Source organism: Agromyces sp. NPDC060279 (assembly GCF_042726785.1).
GTDB lineage: Bacteria > Actinomycetota > Actinomycetes > Actinomycetales > Microbacteriaceae > Agromyces.
Genome location: NZ_JBHXBK010000002.1, coordinates 242,166 through 261,088, shown reverse-complemented (window position 1 = coordinate 261,088; position 18,923 = coordinate 242,166). Strand labels below are relative to the sequence as shown.

Sequence of the window (18,923 nt, the reverse complement as noted above, 5' to 3'; positions counted from 1 at the left end):
ACGCATGAGCGCAGCATCCTCCGACGGCGCCTGGCGGCCGAGCGAACTCGAGCTCGGCCGCCGGGCGTTCCGTCGTCGGCAGACCTGGCGATCGGTGCTCGTGAGCGCGCTGAGCACGCTCGTCTTCGCCGGGCTGCTCGCCTGGGCGGTGCTGGGCTCGCCGGGCTGGGCGCGGGTCGCGGAGACGTTCTTCGACCCCCAGGTGGCGATCGCCTCCCTCCCGCGCATCGCCGAGGGGCTGCTGCTCAACCTCCAGGTGCTCGTCTTCGCGGCGATCGGCGTGCTGCTCGTCGCGATCACCCTGGCGACCCTGCGCACCCTCCGCGGCCCGGTGTTCTTCCCGCTGCGGGCGATCGCGGCCGGCTACACCGACCTGTTCCGCGGGGTGCCGCTGCTCATCGTGCTCTACCTCGTCGGCTACGGGGTGCCGGCGCTCGAGTTCTTCCCGCGGCTGCCGGTCGCGGTCTGGGGCACGATCGCGATCATCCTCGTGTACTCGGCGTACGTCGCCGAGGTCTTCCGGGCCGGCATCGAGGCGGTGCATCCCTCGCAGCGGCTCGCCGCGCGCTCGCTCGGCCTGAGCCACGCGCAGACGATGCGCCGGGTCGTGCTGCCGCAGGCGATCCGCAAGGTGACCCCGGCGCTCATGAACGACTTCGTCGCGATGCAGAAGGACGTCGGGCTGATCTCGGTGCTCGGCGCGGTCGACGCCGTGCGGGCGGCGCAGATCGAGACGGCGCACTACTTCAACTTCACGCCCTACGTCGTCGCCGGGCTGCTGTTCGTCCTCCTCGCACTGCCGATGGTCCGGCTCACCGACTGGGTGACGGCGCGGATGCGGGGGCGCGAGCAGATCGGGAGCATCGTATGAGCCGCGCAGCCGCCGAGGCGCAGCCGCCCGCCGGGGCCACGGGCGAGCGGGAGCCGGTGCTCGCCCTCACGGGCGTCCGCCGCGCGTACGGCGAGCACGTCGTCCTCGACGGGGTCGACCTCGAGGTGCGCGCGCACGAGGTCGTCGCCCTCATCGGCGCCTCCGGCTCGGGCAAGTCGACGCTGCTGCGCACCGCGAACCTCCTCGAGCCCATCGACGACGGCGTCATCCGGCTCGCGGGTCGCGACATCAGCGATCCGCGGGTGGATGCCGACACGGTCCGCGCGCGGATCGGGGCCGTCTTCCAGCACTACAACCTGTTCCCGCACCTGAGCGTGCTCGACAACGTGACGCTCGCCTCGCGCCTGGTGCACCGCACGCCGAAGGCCGACGCCGAGCGTCGCGGGCAGGAGCTGCTCGCCTCGATCGGCCTGGCCGACTTCGCCCGGGCCTACCCCGACCGACTCTCGGGCGGGCAGCAGCAGCGCGTCGCGATCGTGCGGGCCATCGCGACCGGTCCCGAGCTGCTCCTGCTCGACGAGGTGACGAGCGCCCTCGACCCCGAGCTCGTCGGCGAGGTGCTCGCGCTCGTCCGCTCCCTGGCCGACGGCGGCACGACCATCCTGATGGCGACGCACGAGATGGCGTTCGCACGCGACGTCGCCGACCGGGTGGTGTTCCTCGACGGCGGCCGCATCGTGGAGCAGGGGCCGTCGCGGGAGTTCTTCGCCGCTCCGCGCGAGGAGCGCACCCGCGAGTTCCTCGCCCGCGTGCTGCCCGGCTGACGCGCGGCGGCTCCCGACGACGGTTCGGCGCGGCGCTCAGCCCGCGAGCTGCCCCAGCACCCGCTGCACCTGCGCGGTGATGTCGGAGGCGACGATCGGGCCGCCGTCGACCGCGGCGACGGCGCGCTCGGCCGCGAGCCCGTGCACCAGCACCGCGGTCGCGGCGATCGGCGCGAGCGCGTGCGCGTCGCTCGCGAGCCGCTCGTGGGAGCCGGCGACGAGCGCGCCGAGGATGCCGCCCAGCACGTCGCCCGAGCCGGCGGTGGCGAGCCGATGCGTCGGCGCGGTGACGGCGATCGCCGCGCCGTCCGGATCGGCGATGTGCGTCACCGCGCCCTTCAGCAGGACGACGACGCCGATCTCGCGCGCGGCGCGCGCCGCCCACACGGCGGGGTCACGGCGCACCTCCTCGACGCTCGTGCGCACCTCCCGATCGGCGAGCAGGGTGGCGAGCTCACGAGCGTGCGGGGTGATGACGGTCGGCGCCGAGTGCGCGCCGACGAGGTCGAGGGCGCCCGCGTCGAGCACGACCGGCACGCCGGAGGCGAGCGCGTGCTCGAGCTCGCCGATGAGCACGAAGGAGCGGCGCGAGGGATCCATGCCCGAACCGAGCAGCCAGGCCTGCACCCGGCCCGAGGTCGTGACCGCCTCGGGTGCGCGCGCCAGCACGAGCGCCCGCACGGGGCGCGGCCCCGTGTAGCGCACCATGCCGACCCCGCTGCGCGTGGCCGCCTCGACCCCGAGCAGCGCCGCCCCGGGGTACTCGTGGGAGCCGGTGACGACGCCGAGCACGCCGCGGGAGTACTTGTCGTCGTCCGCCGTGGGCGGCCGCAGCCACTCCGCCGCGTCCCCGGCCTGCCATTCCTGCCATCCGCCAGCGCTCATGCTCCAACGATAGGTTGGCCGGGATGACTCCGACAGCCCTCGCCCCCATCGCCCTCTCCCCCGCCGTCGTCGTGTTCGACTACGGCGAGGTGATCTCCCGCTCGCCCGCGCCCGCCGACCGCGCCGCCCTCGTCGCCCGGGCTCGCATCGCCCCCGAGCAGGAGGCCGCGTTCTGGCGCGAGTACTGGGCGCACCGCGAGGGCCTCGACCAGGGCACCGTCTCCATCGCCGGCTACTGGTCGGCGGTCGCCGCGGGCCTCGGCACCGAGTTCTCCCCGATCGACGTGCACGAGCTGTGGTCGATCGATCACCGCGGCTGGCTCAGCGTCGACCCGGGCACGCTCACGGTGCTCCATGCGCTGCAGGCGGGCGGCACGCGCCTGGCGCTGCTGTCGAACGCGGGCGCCGACTTCTCGGGCTGGTTGCGGCACGGCTCCTTCGGCCCGCTGTTCGAGCGGGTCTTCGTGAGCGGCGAGCTCGGGCTCGTGAAGCCGAACGCCGACATCTACGAGCACGTCATCGCCGAGCTGGGCATCGCGCCCGAGGAGTTCCTCTTCGTCGACAACCGTGCCGAGAACGTCGCAGGCGCCCGGGCGGTCGGCGGGGACGGGCACGTCTTCACCGACGCCGCGGGCCTCGAGCGCTGGCTCCGCGAGCGCGCGGCCTGACCCCGGGTCAGCCGGCGGCCGTGTTCCGGGCGCGCAGCCGCTCGACGAGCGCCGCCGACTCCTCCGCCGGCTGGCTCAGCGAGAAGATGTTGCCCTCGCTGTCGCTGAACCAGGCCGCACGCTCGTCGCCGAGCTCGGCGACGCCGTCGACCGTGCTGAGGCCCGGGAGGTCGTACTCGTGGAAGGTCACGCCCGCTGCGCGGAGGGTCGCCATGTCACGGTCGAGGTCGTCGGTGAGCAGGTTGAAGGCGGTACTCTGCGCGGTGCCGGCGAAGCCGGTGCGGTACACCATGACGGGCAGGCCGCCGATCTCGTAGAACAGCGTCTCGCCCTCCGGCTCACCGCCGATGGGCTCGCGGCCGAGCACCTGCGCCCACCACTGCCTCGCGCGGTCGAGGTCGTGCGCCGGCAGGACCGCCGTCGCCAGGATCGTCTCGAACATGAGTGAACCTCGATTCCTCGGGTCGCGCTCAGTCTACGCCAGAATCCGCAGCCGCCGCTGACGCGGAAGGGCGGCCCCGCCTGCGCGGGACCGCCCTTCGATCGCGGTGGCGTCAGCCCCGCCTGGTCGCGTCGTGCACCTCGCCGACGAGCTCCTCGATGATGTCCTCGAGGAACACCACGCCCGTCGTCGCGCCCTCGCGGTCGAAGGCGCGGGCGACGTGCGTGCCGAGCCGGCGCATCGTCGACAGCGCATCCTCGACCTCGGTGCCGTCGAAGACCGACACGAGCCTGCGCACCCGCTTCGCGGGCAGCGGGTCGTCGAACTCGCCGTCGTCGAGGTCGATGACGTCCTTCAGGTGCACGTAGCCGTCGGGCTCGCCGTCCTCGCCGAGGATGACGTAGCGCGAGAAGCCGTGCTTGGCGACCGCGCGCTCGACGTCGCGCGGGGTGGCCCCCGGCGGCAGGCTGACGAGCGAGTCCATCGGCACGGCGACGTCGGAGACGCGCTTCGTCGTGAACTCGAACGCCGCGCTCAGCGTGCCGCTCGCGTCGTCCAGCACCCCCTCGCGGCGGGACTGGTCGACGATGGTCTGCACCTCGTCGAGCGTGAACGTCGAGTTCGCCTCGTTCTTCGGCTCGACGCCGAAGAGCCGCAGCACCCCGTTCGCCGTCGCGTTCAGCGCCACGATCGCGAACTTCAGCAGGCGCGCGATGAACACGAGCGGCGGGGCGAGCAGCAGCACCGCGCGGTCGGGCACCGAGAACGAGAGGTTCTTCGGCACCATCTCGCCGAACACCACGTGCAGGTAGCTCACGAGCACGAGCGTGATGATGAACGCGACCGTGCCGATCACCTCTTCGCTCCAGCCGGTGAGGGCCAACGGGATCTCGAGCAGGTGGTGGATCGCCGGCTCCGAGACGTTCAGGATCAGCAGCGAGCAGATCGTGATGCCCAACTGGCTCATCGCGAGCATGAGCGTCGCGTGCTCCATCGCCCAGAGGGCGGTCTTGGCGCTGCGCTTGCCCTGTTCGGCGAGCGGTTCGATCTGCGAGCGCCGCGCCGAGATGACGGCGAATTCGGCGCCCACGAAGAAGGCGTTCGCGAGCAGCAGCACGAACAGCCAGGCGAGTCCGGCCCAGTCGCTCATCGCTCGCCCCCTTCCTCATCGGCCGTCGGGAGCGGGGTCGGGATGAACCTCACCCGGTCGACCCGGCGGCCGTCGAGCCGGCGCACCTCGAGCCGGCCCTCGTCGATCTCGACCTCGTCGCCGACGACGGGCAGCCGCCCGAGCGAGGCGGTGATGAAGCCGGCCACGGTCTCGTAGTCGCCGTTCTCGGGAACGCGGATGCCGGTGCGCTCCTCGAGCTCGTCGGGGCGCAGGATGCCGGGGAAGCTGATCTCGTCGCCGCGGCGCACGATGCCCGCGCGCGTGCGGTCGTGCTCGTCGGCGACCTCGCCGACGAGCTCCTCCACGAGGTCCTCGAGCGTCGCGACCCCGGCGGTGCCGCCGTACTCGTCGACGATCACCGCCATCTGGAAGCCGCGAGCCCGCAGCTCGCCGAGGAGCGAGTCGAGCTTCATGGTCTCCGGCACGCGGAGCGCGTCGGACTGCAGCGCCGAGGTCGGCACCTCGCCGCGGCGCTCCCGCGGCACGGCCACCGCCTGCTTCACGTGCACGACGCCGACGATGTCGTCGAGGTTCTCGTCGTACACCGGGAAGCGCGAGTAGCCGGTCTGGCGGGCCAGCTCGATGACGGCCTCGGCCGGTTCCAGGCGCTGCACCGCGGCGAGCCGCGGGCGCGGCGTCATCACGTCGGAGGCGTCGTGGCCCGAGAAGCGCAGCGTTCGGCCGAGCAGCGTCGCCGTGTCCTGCTCGAGCACCCCGGCGCTCGCGGAGCGGCGCACGAGCGAGCTCAGCTCCTCGGCGGAGCGAGCACCCGACAGTTCCTCCTTCGGCTCGATGCCGAAGGAGCGGATGACGGCGTTCGCGCTGCCGTTCAGCACCGCGATCGCGGGCCGGAAGACCCAGGTGAAGGCGGTCTGGAACGGGATGACGAGCTTCGCCGTCGCGAGCGGGAGCGCGAGCGCGAAGTTCTTCGGCACGAGCTCGCCGACGAGCATCGACAGCAGCGTCGCGATGACGACGGCCGTCGTCGCCCCGACGGGCCGCACGAGCTCCTCCGGGAGCCCGATCGCGGTGAGCGGCCCCGCCAGCAGCGAGGAGATCGCGGGCTCCATCGTGTAGCCGGTGAGCAGCGTCGTCAGCGTGATGCCGAGCTGGGCGCTCGAGAGGTGGGTGGAGGTGATCTTCAGCGCCTGGATGGTGAGGCCCAAGCGGGTCTCGCCCCTGGCGCGACGCGCCTCGAGGTCGGCGCGATCGAGGTTGACGAGCGCGAACTCGCTCGCAACGAACAAGCCCGTGCCGATCGTGAGAAGCACACCGATACCGAGCAGGATCCACTCAGACACGGGCACCTCCCCGACGCGTCACGGGCGAGGGTCTATGGCCGGGCGGAGTCGCAGAAGGAGGTTCGTCCATGGTGCGGCCAGTATATCGGCGGCGTCCCGCTCCGAGACTGGGAAGCCGCCGCATCCGTCACCAGCTGACCGGCAGCGCCTTGCCCTCCTCGTAGCCCGCCGCGGACTGGATGCCGACGAGCGCACGGTCGCGGAACTCGGCGAGCGAACGCGCGCCCGCGTAGGTGAAGGAGCTGCGCACGCCGGAGGTGATCATGTCGAGCAGGTCCTCGAGCGAGGGCCGGAGCGGGTCGAGGTAGATCGCCGAGGAGGAGATGCCCTCGGCGAAGAGCTCCTTGCGGGCGAGCTCGTAGGGCGAGAGGCGGTCGAAGCGCTCGCGCACGGCCTTGGTGGAGGCCATCCCCCAGCTCTCCTTGTAGAGCCGACCGTCGGCGTCGGTCCGCAGCACGCCGGGCGCCTCGATCGTGCCGGCGAACCAGGAGCCGATCATCACCGAGGCCGCCCCCGCGGCGAGCGCGAGCGCGACGTCGCGCGGGTAGCGCACGCCGCCGTCGGCCCAGACCTTCGCCCCGAGGCTCGCCGCCGCCTCGGCGGTCTCCAGCACGGCGGAGAACTGCGGGCGGCCGACGGCGGTCATCATGCGCGTCGTGCACATCGCCCCCGGACCGACCCCGACCTTCAGCACGTCGGCGCCCGCCTCGACGAGATCGCCGACCGCCTGCTCGGTCACGACGTTGCCCGCGACGATCGGCAGCCCCAGCTCGAGATCGCGCACGCGGCGCACCGCGTCGACCATGCCCTCCTGGTGGCCGTGGGCCGTGTCGAGCACGAGCATGTCGACGCCGGCCGCGGCGAGCGCGCGGGCCTTGGCCTCGACGTCGCCGTTGATGCCGACCGCCGCCGCGACGCGGAGCCGGCCGTCGCCGTCCACGTTCGCGTCGTAGATCGTGCCGCGGAGCGCGCTGCGCCGGCTGAGCGTGCCGACCACCTTGCCGTGCCGGAGCACGGGCGCGAAGTCGAGCTCGGCCTCCACCATGAGGTCGAAGGCGCGGCGCGCCGTGCCGACGTCCTCGGCGTCGAGCGCCGCGCTGCCGCCGTGCACGAGGTCGCCGAGCCGAGCGTCGGGGAGCGCCGTCGCGAGGCGTTCGGCCGGGATGCAGCCGCGGAACTCGCCCTGCTCGTCCTCGAGCACGAGGCCGTGGCCGGCGGCGGCAGGCAGGGCCACGAGGGCGTCGGCGACGGTCTGGTCCGGCGAGAAGCGGTGCGGGATGTCGAAGCTCGCCGATTGGGCCTTGACCCAGCGGATGGATTCTGCAAGGTCCTGCAGGTGCAGATCCTGCGGGAGCACGCCGATGCCGCCGCGGCGGGCGAGCGTCGCGGCGAGGCGCGGACCCGTGATGGAGTTCATGTTCGCCGAGACGATGGGGATCGAGCCGCCCGATCCGTCGTCGGGGGCGAGCGAGACGTCGAGCCGGCTCGGCACTCCGGAGCGGCTCGGGACGAGGAAGACGTCGGAGTACGTCAGGTCGTGCGTCGGCGCCGTGCGGTAGAACTCCATGGCTCCCACGGTACTGCCAGGCGCGGGGTCCTCGGCCGGGTCGCAACGGGTTTAGGCTTGGGTGGGTGATCGGGGCGCGGTCGCGAGCGCGGCCGGTCCGATCTCCGCGGAATCCTTTCATCAACGGAGAGAGTGGGCGAGAGGCTGTGTCGAGCCAATTGACCGGGGCGGGTGCCGAAGAGACGGCGTCGGGCGAGTTCGGAGCCAACGAATGGCTCGTCGACGAGATGTACGAGAAGTACCTCGCCGACCCTGATTCCGTCGACGAGACCTGGCGGCCGGTGCTGGAGCACTACCACCGCTCGAAGACGGCCGAGAGCGCCGCCGCCGCCCCGGCCCCCGCGGCCGAGGCCTCCGCCGCACCGCCGGCGCCGGCCGCGCAAGCCGCACCGGCGGCTCCGCAACCAGCCAACGGTTCCGCGAACGGCTCGGCGAACGGCGCCGTGCCCACGCCGACCACGCCGACGCCCGTCATCGGGCAGACCCCGGCGGCGCGCACCACCTCCCGGGCGCCGCGCTCCGAGCCGGTCCCGGCCGACGTGCCCGTCACGAGCCCGCAGCCCGTCGTCGCCTCCGAGCGGGAAGACGAGGTCGTGACCCTCAAGGGCATGCCGAAGACCCTCGCGGCCAACATGGACGCCTCGCTCACCGTTCCCACCGCGACGAGCGTGCGCACCGTCCCGGCGAAGCTCATGATCGACAACCGCATCGTGATCAACAACCACCTGCGGCGCACCCGGGGCGGCAAGATCAGCTTCACCCACCTCATCGGCTGGGCGCTGATCCAGGCGCTCAAGGAGTTCCCGAGCCAGAACGTCTACTACGCAGAGGTTGACGGCAAGCCCTCCCTCGTGAAGCCCGCCCACGTGGGCCTCGGCATCGCCATCGACATCCCGAAGCCCGACGGCACCCGGGCCCTGCTCGTCCCCGCCATCAAGCGCGCCGAGACGATGACCTTCAACGAGTACCTCGCCGCCTACGAGGACCTCGTCTCGCGGGCCCGCCAGAACAAGCTGAAGGCCGACGACTTCCAGGGCGGCACGATCTCCCTGACGAACCCCGGCGGCATCGGCACCGTGCACTCGGTGCCGCGGCTCATGAAGGGCCAGGGCTGCATCATCGGCGCCGGGGCCCTCGAGTACCCCGCCGAGTTCCAGGGCGCGAGCGAGAAGACGCTCGCGAACCTCGCGATCGGCAAGACGATCACGCTCACCTCGACCTACGACCACCGGGTCATCCAGGGGGCCGGCTCGGGCGAGTTCCTCAAGAAGGTGCACGAGCTGCTGATCGGCCAGCGCGGCTTCTACGAGGGCATCTTCGCCGCCCTCCGGCTGCCGTACGAGCCCATCCAGTGGGCGCCCGACATCGCGGTCGACGTCGCGAGCGCGATCGACAAGACCGCCCGCGTGCAGGAACTCATCAACGCGTTCCGCGTGCGCGGCCACATGATGGCCGACACGGACCCGCTCGAGTACGTGCAGCGCTCGCACCCCGACCTCGACATCGCGAGCCACGGCCTCACCTTCTGGGACCTCGACCGCGAGTTCGTCACCGGCGGCTTCGGAGACCGGCGCAAGGCGCTGCTCCGCGACATCCTGGGCGTCCTGCGCGACTCCTACTGCCGCACCATCGGCATCGAGTTCATGCACATCCAGGACCCCGTGCAGCGCGCCTGGATCCAGAACGAGGTCGAGCGGCCCTACGAGAAGCCGACGCACGACGAGCAGATGCGCATCCTCGGCAAGCTGAACGAGGCCGAGGCGTTCGAGACCTTCCTGCAGACGAAGTACGTCGGCCAGAAGCGCTTCAGCCTCGAGGGCGGCGAGTCGGTGATCGCCCTGCTCGACGAGATCCTCCAGGGCGCGGCGAAGGCCGGCCTGGACGAGGTCGCGATCGGCATGGCCCACCGCGGCCGGCTCAACGTGCTCACGAACATCGCCGGCAAGACCTACGGCCAGGTGTTCCGCGAGTTCGAGGGCGCGACCGCCGGCCAGGGCTCCGGCGACGTGAAGTACCACCTCGGCACCGAGGGCACCTTCACCGCCGACGACGGCCAGCAGATCCCGGTCTCGCTCGCTGCCAACCCCTCGCACCTCGAGGCCGTCGACGGCGTGCTCGAGGGCATCGTCCGCGCGAAGCAGGACCGCAAGCCCATCGGCACCTTCTCGACCCTGCCGATCCTGGTCCACGGCGACGCGGCGATGGCCGGCCAGGGCGTGGTCGTCGAGACCATGCAGATGTCGCAGCTGCGCGGCTACCGCACGGGCGGCACGATCCACGTGAACATCAACAACCAGGTCGGCTTCACCACCGTGCCGGGCGACGCCCGCTCGTCGATCTACTCGACCGACGTGGCGAAGACGATCCAGGCGCCGATCTTCCACGTGAACGGCGACGACCCCGAGGCGGTCGTGCGAGTCGCGGAGCTCGCGTTCCGCTACCGCCAGGAGTTCAAGCGCGACGTCGTCATCGACCTCATCTGCTACCGCCGGCGCGGGCACAACGAGGGCGACGACCCCTCGATGACGCAGCCGCTCATGTACAACCTCATCGAGGCCAAGCGCAGCGTGCGCAAGCTCTACACGGAGGCGCTCGTCGGCCGCGGCGACATCACCGAGGAGGAGTACGAGAACGCGCACCGCGACTTCCAGGACCGCCTCGAGCGCGCCTTCGCGGAGACGCACGCGGCGCAGACCGGGGCGATCCCGGTGATCGGCGCGACCGAGTCGGTCGCCGAGCCCGAGCCCGCCAGCGGCGAGCTCGAGACGACCGGCGTCGCCCTCGAGGTCGTGCACGCCGTCGGCGACGCCTTCGGCAACAAGCCCGACGGCTTCACCGTGCACCCGAAGATCCAGCAGCTGCTCACGAAGCGCGTCGACATGAGCCGCAACGGCAAGATCGACTGGGGCTTCGGCGAGCTGCTCGCCTTCGGTTCGCTCCTGCTCGAGGGCACCCCCGTGCGCCTCGCCGGTCAGGACGCGCGCCGCGGCACCTTCGTGCAGCGGCACGCGGTCATGCACGACCGGGTGAACGGCCAGGAGTGGCTGCCGCTCATGAACCTGGCCGAGAACCAGGGCCGCTTCTACGTCTACGACTCGCTGCTCAGCGAGTACGCGGCGATGGGCTTCGAGTACGGCTACTCGGTGGAGCGCCCCGACACCCTCGTGGCGTGGGAGGCGCAGTTCGGCGACTTCGCGAACGGTGCGCAGACCATCATCGACGAGTTCATCTCCTCGGCCGAGCAGAAGTGGGGCCAGCGCTCGAGCGTCGTGCTCCTGCTCCCGCACGGCTACGAGGGCCAGGGCCCCGACCACTCGAGCGCCCGCATCGAGCGGTACCTCCAGCTCTGCGCCGAGAACAACATGACGGTCGCCCGTCCCTCGACGCCGGCGTCCTACTTCCACCTGCTGCGCCGCCAGGCGTACGCGCGGCCGCGCAAGCCGCTCGTGGTCTTCACCCCGAAGGCGATGCTGCGCCTGCGCGGGGCCACGAGCGAGGTGGCCGACTTCACGCAGGGCCGCTTCGAGCCGGTGATCGACGACGCGCGCATCACCGACAAGGCCGCCGTCAAGCGGGTCGTGTTCCTGTCGGGCAAGCTCTACTACGACCTCGCGGCGGAGCTCGAGAAGTCACCCAACCCCGAGATCGCCCTCGTCCGCCTCGAGCAGCTCTACCCGCTGCCCGCCGGCGAGCTGAAGGCGGTCACCGACTCCTACCCGAACGCCGAGCTGGTGTGGGCGCAGGACGAGCCGGAGAACCAGGGCGCCTGGCCGTACTTCATCATCGAGACGAACAAGCTCGGGCCGCGCGAGGTGCGGGTCATCTCGCGTGCGGCCGCGGCCTCCCCCGCGACCGGCTCCGCGAAGCGGCACGCCGCCGAGCAGAGCGAGCTCGTGCGTCGCGCACTGAGCGTGTAGCTCACGACCGAAGCGCCGGAGAGGCGCGGATGCCTCGGCATCCGCGCCCCTTCCGCGTCCCGGCGCCCGGGGGCGCAGGCTCAGCGCGCCCCGCGGGCGAGCTTCGACGGCCACCAGATCGACCGGCCCAGGTCGTACGCCAGGGCGGGCACGAGCAGGGTGCGCACCAGGAAGGTGTCGAGCAGCACGCCGAACGCGACGATGAAGGAGATCTGCGCGAGGAAGAGGATCGGCAGCACCCCGAGCGCCGCGAACGTCGCCGCGAGCACCAGGCCGGCCGAGGTGATCACCCCGCCCGTGAGCCGGAGGCCGCGCAGCACGCCCTCCCGCGCCCCGAAGCGAAGCGACTCCTCGCGCACCCGGGTCATCAGGAAGATGTTGTAGTCCACCCCGAGGGCGACGAGGAACACGAAGCCGAACAGCGGCACGCTCGGGTCGGCGCCCGGGAAGTGGAAGATCCCCTCGAACACCCAGGCGGAGACGCCGAGCGCCGCCGTGTACGAGAGCACGACGCTCGCGATGAGCAGGAGCGGCGCCACGATCGCGCGCAGCAGGAGCATCAGGATCAGGAGGATCGCGGCGAGCACGAGCGGGATGATGAGCGTCCGGTCGGCGATCGCCGCGTCGTTCGTGTCGAGGGCGACCGCGGTCGGGCCGCCGACGAGCGCGTCGGACGACACGTCGTCGAGCGCGTCGCGCAGCTCCCGCACGGTCTGCTCGGCGGCCGCGGAGTCCGGGGCGTCGTCGAGGGTCGCCTGCAGCAGCACGCGCCCGTCGACGACCGTGGGCTCCGGCGCCGGGGTGCCGGGCGGGCCGAACGCGCCGATGCCGTCGGCCGTGACGGGTGCGGTGCCCGAGGGCGAATCGGCCGAGACGACCGCGACACTCGCCACGCCGTCCGTCGCGAGGGCGGTGTCGGCCATCGCCTGCAGCTCGTCCTCCGGCCCGACGATCGCCGCCGGCGCTCCGGAGCCGCCCGGGAAGTGCTCGGCGAGCAGCGCCTGCCCGTCGCGCGCCTCGGAGTGCCCCAGCACGAACTCGCTCGACGGCACCCCGTCGGCGTCGAGCCGGGCCAGGCCGAGCGACATGCCGGCGAGGAGCAGCACGGAGAGCACCCAGACGAGGCGCGGCCGGCGTGAGACGAGGCGCGCGAGACCGGCCCAGAGCCCCGTGGCGGGCAGCTCGGGCTCCGCGGCAGCGCCGGGCGCCGAGGCATCCGGCCGGTGCAGCTTGCGCGGCCAGAAGGCCGCCCGGCCCGCCCAGAGCAGGAGCGCCGGCAGCAGCGTGAGGGCGGCGAGGAGCGCCGCGACGATACCGATGGCCGCGACGGGCCCGAGCGCCTTGTTCGAGTTGAGCTCGCTGAAGAGCAGGATGAGGAGTCCGGCGATGACCGTGCCGCCCGAGGCGACGATCGGCTCCCACGCGCGGCGGAGCGCCGTCATCGTCGCCGCCCATTTGCCGGGCGCGGACTCGAGCGCCTCGCGGTACCGCGCGGTGTAGAGCAGCGCGTAGTCGGTGGCCGCGCCGATCACGAGGATGAAGAGGATGCCCTGGGTCTGGCCGCTCAGCAGCAGCGCGCCGCTGCGCGCGAGCGAGACGACGGCGAACACCGAGGCGCAGAGCGCCGACAGGCTCGTGAACAGCACGATGAACGGCAGCAGGAGCGAGCGGTAGACGATCACGAGGATGACGAACACCGCGGCGAGGGCGACGGCGAGCAGCAGGCCGTCGATGCCGGCGAAGGCGGCGACGAGGTCGGCGGTGAAGCCGGCGGGTCCTGTGACGGCGCTCGTGACGCCGTCCAGCTCGTGATCGGCGACGAGCTCGCGCACCTCGCCGACGACCTCGTCGACCCCGCCCTCGGCGCCCGAGTCGACCGGCACGACGAACTGCGCCGCAGCGCCGTCCTCCGAGGGGATGACCGGTGAGGTCTCCCCCGCGCCGTCGACGCCGGCCACGAGCCCGCGGACCTCGTCGACGTCGGCGAGGGCTGAGGCATCCAGCTTCGAGCCGTCGTCGCTCGCGTAGACGACGATCGCGGGCACCTCGTCGCCCGTGCGGAAGCCCTCCTGGAGCGACTGCACCTCGGTCGCCTCGGCGCTCGAGGGCAGGAACTGGGTCTGGTCGTTCGTCTGCACCTCGGAGATGGTGCCGAAGGAGGCGCCGCCGACGCCGAACGCCGCCGTCCACAGCAGGATCAGGACGGCGGGCAGCAGCACGCGGAGCCAGCGGGGCACTCCGGAGCGGACGGGTCGAAGCTCTGCATCGTTCATGATGCTCTCGACGTTAGGCCGGGCGCACCCTGGAGCGCGTCCATCGAAAGATTGGCCGCGGGCAGGCCCCTCGGTTCAGTCGGCGAGGACGGCGTGCGTCTGGATCTCGCGGATCCGCGTGAGCACGACGGTGCGGAGCTCGTCAGGGGCGCTCTCGCGGCAGGCCCGCTGCACGACCTCGGTGATGGTGATGCCGACCTTCAGCTCGCCGGAGCACTCGGGGCAGTTCTCCATGTGCGCGCGGATGTCGGCGGCATCCTCGCTGCAGAGCTCGTTGTGCAGGTACTCCTCGAGCTCGGCCCGCGCCTTGTCGCAGCCGCAGTCGTTCATTTCTTGCTCCTGGTGGGGTTGGCCGCCGACTGGATGCCCTGCTCGAGGGCGTAGTCGGCGAGGGACTCGCGAAGCATCCGCCGGCCACGGTGCAGGCGGCTCATCACGGTCCCGATCGGGGTGTTCATCATGTCGGCGATCTCCTGGTAGGAGAAGCCCTCGACGTCCGCGAAGTACACGGCGAGTCGGAAGTCCTCGGGGAGCGCCTGCAGCGCGTCCTTCACGGCGCTGTCGGGCAGGTGGTCGATCGCCTCCGCCTCGGCGGAGCGGCTCGTCGCGGCGGTCGTCGACTCGGCGCCGCCGAGCTGCCAGTCCTCGAGCTCGTCGATCGTGCCCTGGTAGGGCTCCCGCTGCTTCTTGCGGTAGGTGTTGATGAAGGTGTTCGTGAGGATGCGGTACAGCCAGGCCTTCAGGTTCGTGCCCTGCTTGAACTGCGCGAAGGCGGCGTAGGCCTTGACGAAGGTCTCCTGCACGAGGTCCTGCGCGTCGGCGGGGTTCTTCGTCATCCGCAGCGCGGCGGCGTACAGCTGATCGATGAAGGGCAGCGCCTGCTCCTCGAACAGCTCGCCCAGCGGGCGCTCGGCCTCGACCATGGGCTCGTCGATCTCATCACCGGTCATCACCGGCCATCCTAGATCGTCGACCCGCTCGGCCGCCGTCCGTTCCAGCAGTGCGAGGCTCACCTGCACCCTCTCCTCCCGCGCCCGCACGGACGCTACTGTTGATAACCGATGCAGATCACGCCATATTCCGAGCCCGAGTTCGACCCGTACGGCGACGCGCGCCGCACCGAGCCCGACCCGGGCTGGCTCGCGCCCACCGCGAGCCGGCCGCTGCAGGCGACGCTGGCCGTGCCGGGCTCGAAGTCGCTGACGAACCGCGAGCTCGTGCTCGCCGCCCTCGCCGAGGGCCCGTCGGTGCTCCGGGCGCCGCTCTGGTCGCGCGACAGCGAACTGATGATCGAGGCGCTCTCGGCGCTCGGCGTGGGCTTCGAACGGCTGCCCGGCCGCGGCGGCTTCGGCGACGATCTGCGGGTGACGCCCGCCGAGGAGCTGCTCGGCTCCACCACCGTCGACTGCGGCCTCGCCGGCACCGTCATGCGCTTCGTGCCGCCGGTGGCCGCCCTCGGCCTCGGGCCCACCACCTTCGACGGCGACGAGGCCGCGAGGCGACGCCCCATGTCCGGCGTCATCGACGGCCTGAAGGGCCTCGGCGTCGACCTCGACGACGACCGACGCGGCACGCTGCCGTTCACCGTGCACGGCACCGGCCGCATCGCGGGCGGCGCCCTCGAGATCGACGCCTCCGCGTCGAGCCAGTTCGTCTCCGGGCTGCTGCTGTCGGCCCCGCGCTTCGAGCAGGGGCTCGACCTCCGGCACACCGGCGAGCGGCTGCCGAGCATGCCGCACATCGAGATGACCGTCGCGGCCCTCGCCCGTCGGGGCGTCGTGGTCGAGTCGCCGGAGCCCGGCCGCTGGATCGTGGCGCCCGGCCCCATCGCCGCCGTCGACGTCGACATCGAGCCCGACCTCTCGAACGCCGCGCCGTTCCTGGCCGCCGCGCTCGTCGCGGGCGGCGAGGTGACGATCACGGGATGGCCCGACGCCACCACGCAGGTCGGCGCCCAGCTCGAGACCCTGCTGCCCCGCTTCGGCGCCGAGGTCGAGCGCACCGGCGACCGGCTCACCGTCCGTGCCCCGGGCGCGGCGGCGGGCGGCATCCGCGCCGTGGAGCTCGACCTCGGCGAGGCGGGCGAACTCGTGCCGAACCTCGTCGCGATCGCCGCCTTCGCCGACGGCCCGTCGACGTTCACGGGGATCGGCCACATCCGCCACCACGAGACCGACCGGCTCGCTGCGCTCGCGGCCGAGCTCAACGGCCTCGGCGGCCGGGTCACCGAGCTCGAGGACGGCCTGCGCGTCGAGCCGGCGCCGCTGCACGAGGGCGCCTGGCGCGCCTACGCCGACCACCGGATGGCGACGAGCGGCGCGATCGTGGGTCTCGCGGTTCCCGGGGTCGTGATCGACGACATCGCCTCGACGGGCAAGACGCTGCCGCAGTTCCCCGAGCTCTGGGGCGGGCTGCTGCGATGAGCTGGTGGGACGCCGACGACGAGGACGACGAGCCCGAGTTCGACGAGTCCGACGTCCGGGTGCGTCCGAGCCGCCGCGGCAGCCGGCCGCGCACGAAGCAGCGCCCGGAGCACGCCGACGCCGTGCAGGGCCGCGTGCTCGGGGTCGACCGCGGCCGCTACGCGGTCCTGCTCGACGAGGGCGGTGCCGACGAGCGCGAGGTGACCGCCGCCCGGGCCCGCGAGCTCAAGCGCAAGTCCGTCGTGACCGGCGATCTCGTCGACGTCGTCGGCGACACGACGGGCGACGAGGGCACGCTCGCCCGGATCGTGCGGATCGGCGAGCGCACGAGCCTGCTGCGCCGGAGCGCCGACGACACCGACGCCGTGGAGCGCATCATCGTGGCCAACGCCGATCAGATGCTCGTCGTCGTCGCCGCCGCGAACCCCGAGCCGCGCACCAGACTCGTCGACCGCTATCTGGTCGCCGCCTACGACGCGGGCATCACGCCGCTGCTCTGCATCACGAAGACCGATCTCGCCGATCCCGAACCGTTCCTGCAGAGCTTCTCCGGCCTCGAGCTGCCGGTGTTCCGCTCCGCCGCCGAGGACATGCCGCTCGACGAGATCCGCGCCGCCCTCGTGGGCCACCGCACGGTCTTCGTCGGGCACTCCGGCGTCGGCAAGTCGACGCTCGTGAACGCGCTGGTGCCGAGCGCGGAGCGCGCCACCGGCCGGGTGAACGACGTCACCGGTCGCGGTCGGCACACCTCGTCCTCGACGGTCTCCCTGCGCCTCGAAGCGGCGGACGGCGACGGCTGGGTGATCGACACGCCCGGCGTGCGCTCCTTCGGCCTGGGGCACGTCGACCCCGCGAACATCCTGCGCTCGTTCACCGAGCTCGCCGAGATCGCGGAGCGCTGCCCGAGGGGCTGCACCCACTTGCCCGACGCGCCCGACTGCGCGCTCAACGAGGCGGCGGCCGACGGGGAGCTCGACGAGACGGGCCGGGCCCGGCTGGACTCGCTGCAGCGGCTGCTCGAGACGTTCTCGACGGCGCCGGGCGGCGCCGATCGCGGCGGACACTGATCGCGGCGGACACTGATCGAGCCGAGCACCGGACGGGGTGGTGTCGTCCGGCCTCGGCTCGATGGAGGTCGTGTCGCGGCGCTCAGCCGGCGCGGCGGGCGCGAGCGGCGCGGCGCTTCAGGGCGCGACGCTCGTCTTCGCTGAGACCGCCCCAGACGCCCGAGTCCTGACCGGTCTCGAGGGCGTACTGCAGGCAGATCTCGGTGACCGTGCAACGGGCGCAGACCGCCTTGGCCTTCTCGATCTGGTCGACGGCCGGACCAGTGTTCCCCACCGGGAAGAACAGTTCGGGGTCGGCGGTGAGGCAGGCGGCTTTGTCGCGCCAATCCATGGAGATGCTCCTTGTTGCTACTCGTCGCAGTCACACTCGCGCGCTTTCGCGCGGCCATTTCGTTCGTGCGTACTCGCGTGCGCACGAATTCGGTAGCGGTGTTGCGGGGGGAAAGCCAAGTCTCGGGAAGTAGGATCATGATTGATCGGCTCACCACCCTGTGAGCATCAACTCGGCCTTGTAAATCGTGGCATAGCGACGGGGTCGAATCAATAGCCGTGTATGGGATATCGCTGTGAATCAGAGCTCCGACCGCCCCGCCTCAGCAGAGGAACCGCCCGCTGATCAGGGGGTCCCTCGCGCGGCGCTCGCGATCGTGAACGTGCTGCTCGTCCTCGAGGCGCTCGCCGTCGCGGGCGTGCTGGTCTGGCTCGTCGTCGACCTGCTGACGCTCGCCCCGTCGTCGTACGCGACCGCGGTGGCACTCATCGTGCTCGTCGCGATCGGCGCCGTGTTCACCGCCGCCGTCGCCGTCGCCTCGATCCGCCGAGCCGGGTGGTCGCGCGCCGGCGCCATCGTGTGGCAGGTGCTGCAGGTCTCGGTCGCCGCGGGGGCGTTCCAGGGGCTCTTCGCCCGCCCGGACATCGGTTGGGCCCTGCTCATCCCGGCGATCGTCGTGGTCGTGCTCATGCTCGCTCCGTCGGTGCGCCGCGCCTACGGCAACGCCGGGGCGGCACCGGAGCACTGAGCGCCCGGCACCGCCCCGGCGGGGTGCGTCGAAGGGGTCAGCCGTCGAGGCCGAGCTCGCGCCGGATGCGCGCGACGTGCCCGGTGGCCTTCACGTTGTAGAAGGCCTTCGCGATGCGGCCCTCCTCGTCGATCACGAAGGTCGAGCGGATGGAGCCGACGACGATCTTGCCGTAGAGCGACTTCTCGCCCCAGACGCCGTACGCCTGCTGGACTGCGAGGTCGGGGTCCGCGAGGAGGGTGAAGTTCAGCCGGTCGCGCTCCGCGAAGCGCTTCAGCTTCTCGACTTCGTCCTTGGACACGCCCAGGACGCGGATGCCCGCGGACTTGAAGGAGTTGAGGCTGTCGCGGAAGTCGCACGCCTCGGTCGTGCAGCCCGGGGTCATCGCCTCGGGGTAGAAGTACAGCACCACCTTGCCGCCGCGGAGCGACGAGAGCGTCACCGGGGTGCCGTCCTGGTCGTCGAGCGTGAAGTCGGGGGCGAGATCGCCGGGGGCGAGTCGTGCATCGTTCATATCGACCATGGTAGGCCGCC

The 18,923-nt window shown here is 72.1% G+C and carries 17 protein-coding genes; 7 read left to right on the top strand and 10 right to left on the bottom strand.

Annotation, left to right across the window (positions count from 1 at the left end):
• Positions 1–4 precede the first annotated feature (4 nt).
• Both ACFWE1_RS09845 and ACFWE1_RS09840 read left to right on the top strand, forming a co-directional pair.
• On the top strand, positions 5–871 hold the full coding sequence (locus tag ACFWE1_RS09845; RefSeq protein ID WP_376933291.1) for an amino acid ABC transporter permease: 867 nt from the start codon (positions 5–7) through the stop codon (positions 869–871).
• The gene (locus ACFWE1_RS09840) at positions 868–1,656 is read left to right on the top strand and encodes an amino acid ABC transporter ATP-binding protein (RefSeq protein WP_376933290.1); all 789 of its coding nucleotides are present in this window, start codon (positions 868–870) and stop codon (positions 1,654–1,656) included. Before ACFWE1_RS09845 ends, ACFWE1_RS09840 begins: the two co-directional genes overlap by 4 nt.
• 36 nt (positions 1,657–1,692) lie before the next feature.
• Here ACFWE1_RS09840 and ACFWE1_RS09835 read toward each other — a convergent pair whose 3' ends face one another.
• Positions 1,693–2,541, bottom strand: coding sequence for an NAD(P)H-hydrate dehydratase (locus ACFWE1_RS09835; RefSeq protein ID WP_376933289.1), 849 nt, complete (start codon positions 2,539–2,541; stop codon positions 1,693–1,695).
• 23 nt (positions 2,542–2,564) lie between these two features.
• On the opposite strand from ACFWE1_RS09835, the gene ACFWE1_RS09830 reads away from it, so the two are divergent.
• Positions 2,565–3,209, top strand: coding sequence for an HAD family hydrolase (locus ACFWE1_RS09830; RefSeq protein WP_376933288.1), 645 nt, complete (start codon positions 2,565–2,567; stop codon positions 3,207–3,209).
• Positions 3,210–3,216: 7 nt separating this feature from the next.
• Here ACFWE1_RS09830 and ACFWE1_RS09825 read toward each other — a convergent pair whose 3' ends face one another.
• From ACFWE1_RS09825 to ACFWE1_RS09810, 4 genes are all read right to left on the bottom strand, one after another.
• Positions 3,217–3,651, bottom strand: coding sequence for a VOC family protein (locus ACFWE1_RS09825; protein ID WP_376933287.1), 435 nt, complete (start codon positions 3,649–3,651; stop codon positions 3,217–3,219).
• A 112-nt stretch (positions 3,652–3,763) separates the two neighbouring features.
• Positions 3,764–4,801, bottom strand: coding sequence for a hemolysin family protein (locus ACFWE1_RS09820; RefSeq protein ID WP_376933286.1), 1,038 nt, complete (start codon positions 4,799–4,801; stop codon positions 3,764–3,766).
• Positions 4,798–6,123, bottom strand: a complete 1,326-nt coding sequence (locus tag ACFWE1_RS09815) for a hemolysin family protein (RefSeq protein WP_376933285.1) — start codon at positions 6,121–6,123, stop codon at positions 4,798–4,800. The genes ACFWE1_RS09820 and ACFWE1_RS09815 overlap by 4 nt, the downstream gene beginning before the upstream one ends.
• Before the next feature lie 127 nt (positions 6,124–6,250).
• The gene (locus ACFWE1_RS09810) at positions 6,251–7,690 is read right to left on the bottom strand and encodes a GuaB1 family IMP dehydrogenase-related protein (RefSeq protein ID WP_376933284.1); all 1,440 of its coding nucleotides are present in this window, start codon (positions 7,688–7,690) and stop codon (positions 6,251–6,253) included.
• A 146-nt stretch (positions 7,691–7,836) separates the two neighbouring features.
• Here ACFWE1_RS09810 and ACFWE1_RS09805 point away from each other — a divergent pair, with 146 nt between their 5' ends.
• Positions 7,837–11,607 carry a multifunctional oxoglutarate decarboxylase/oxoglutarate dehydrogenase thiamine pyrophosphate-binding subunit/dihydrolipoyllysine-residue succinyltransferase subunit gene (locus ACFWE1_RS09805; RefSeq protein ID WP_376933283.1) on the top strand — a complete coding sequence of 1,257 codons (3,771 nt, stop codon included), beginning with the start codon at positions 7,837–7,839 and terminating at the stop codon, positions 11,605–11,607.
• An 80-nt stretch (positions 11,608–11,687) separates the two neighbouring features.
• Here ACFWE1_RS09805 and ACFWE1_RS09800 read toward each other — a convergent pair whose 3' ends face one another.
• From ACFWE1_RS09800 to ACFWE1_RS09790, 3 genes are all read right to left on the bottom strand, one after another.
• A complete protein-coding gene (locus tag ACFWE1_RS09800) occupies positions 11,688–13,880 on the bottom strand; it encodes an MMPL family transporter (RefSeq protein WP_376933282.1) in 2,193 nt (730 codons plus the stop codon).
• 75 nt (positions 13,881–13,955) lie between these two features.
• Complete coding sequence (gene rsrA / locus ACFWE1_RS09795; protein ID WP_230766015.1) at positions 13,956–14,210, bottom strand: mycothiol system anti-sigma-R factor; 255 nt, start codon at positions 14,208–14,210, stop codon at positions 13,956–13,958.
• Positions 14,207–14,830, bottom strand: coding sequence for a sigma-70 family RNA polymerase sigma factor (locus tag ACFWE1_RS09790; protein WP_189086373.1), 624 nt, complete (start codon positions 14,828–14,830; stop codon positions 14,207–14,209). The genes rsrA and ACFWE1_RS09790 overlap by 4 nt, the downstream gene beginning before the upstream one ends.
• Positions 14,831–14,941: 111 nt before the next feature.
• Here ACFWE1_RS09790 and aroA point away from each other — a divergent pair, with 111 nt between their 5' ends.
• Both aroA and rsgA read left to right on the top strand, forming a co-directional pair.
• Complete coding sequence (gene aroA, locus ACFWE1_RS09785) at positions 14,942–16,303, top strand: 3-phosphoshikimate 1-carboxyvinyltransferase (protein WP_376933281.1); 1,362 nt, start codon at positions 14,942–14,944, stop codon at positions 16,301–16,303.
• Entirely contained in the window at positions 16,300–17,370 is a 1,071-nt protein-coding gene (gene rsgA, locus ACFWE1_RS09780; RefSeq protein ID WP_376933280.1) for a ribosome small subunit-dependent GTPase A, read from the top strand. Before aroA ends, rsgA begins: the two co-directional genes overlap by 4 nt.
• Before the next feature lie 82 nt (positions 17,371–17,452).
• On the opposite strand, the gene ACFWE1_RS09775 is transcribed toward rsgA, so the two are convergent.
• A complete protein-coding gene (locus tag ACFWE1_RS09775; protein WP_055859573.1) occupies positions 17,453–17,701 on the bottom strand; it encodes a WhiB family transcriptional regulator in 249 nt (82 codons plus the stop codon).
• A 235-nt stretch (positions 17,702–17,936) separates the two neighbouring features.
• Here ACFWE1_RS09775 and ACFWE1_RS09770 point away from each other — a divergent pair, with 235 nt between their 5' ends.
• Positions 17,937–18,389, top strand: a complete 453-nt coding sequence (locus ACFWE1_RS09770) for a hypothetical protein (RefSeq protein WP_229781798.1) — start codon at positions 17,937–17,939, stop codon at positions 18,387–18,389.
• Positions 18,390–18,426: 37 nt separating this feature from the next.
• Here ACFWE1_RS09770 and bcp read toward each other — a convergent pair whose 3' ends face one another.
• Positions 18,427–18,903 carry a thioredoxin-dependent thiol peroxidase gene (gene bcp / locus ACFWE1_RS09765; protein WP_376933279.1) on the bottom strand — a complete coding sequence of 159 codons (477 nt, stop codon included), beginning with the start codon at positions 18,901–18,903 and terminating at the stop codon, positions 18,427–18,429.
• Positions 18,904–18,923 lie beyond the last annotated feature (20 nt).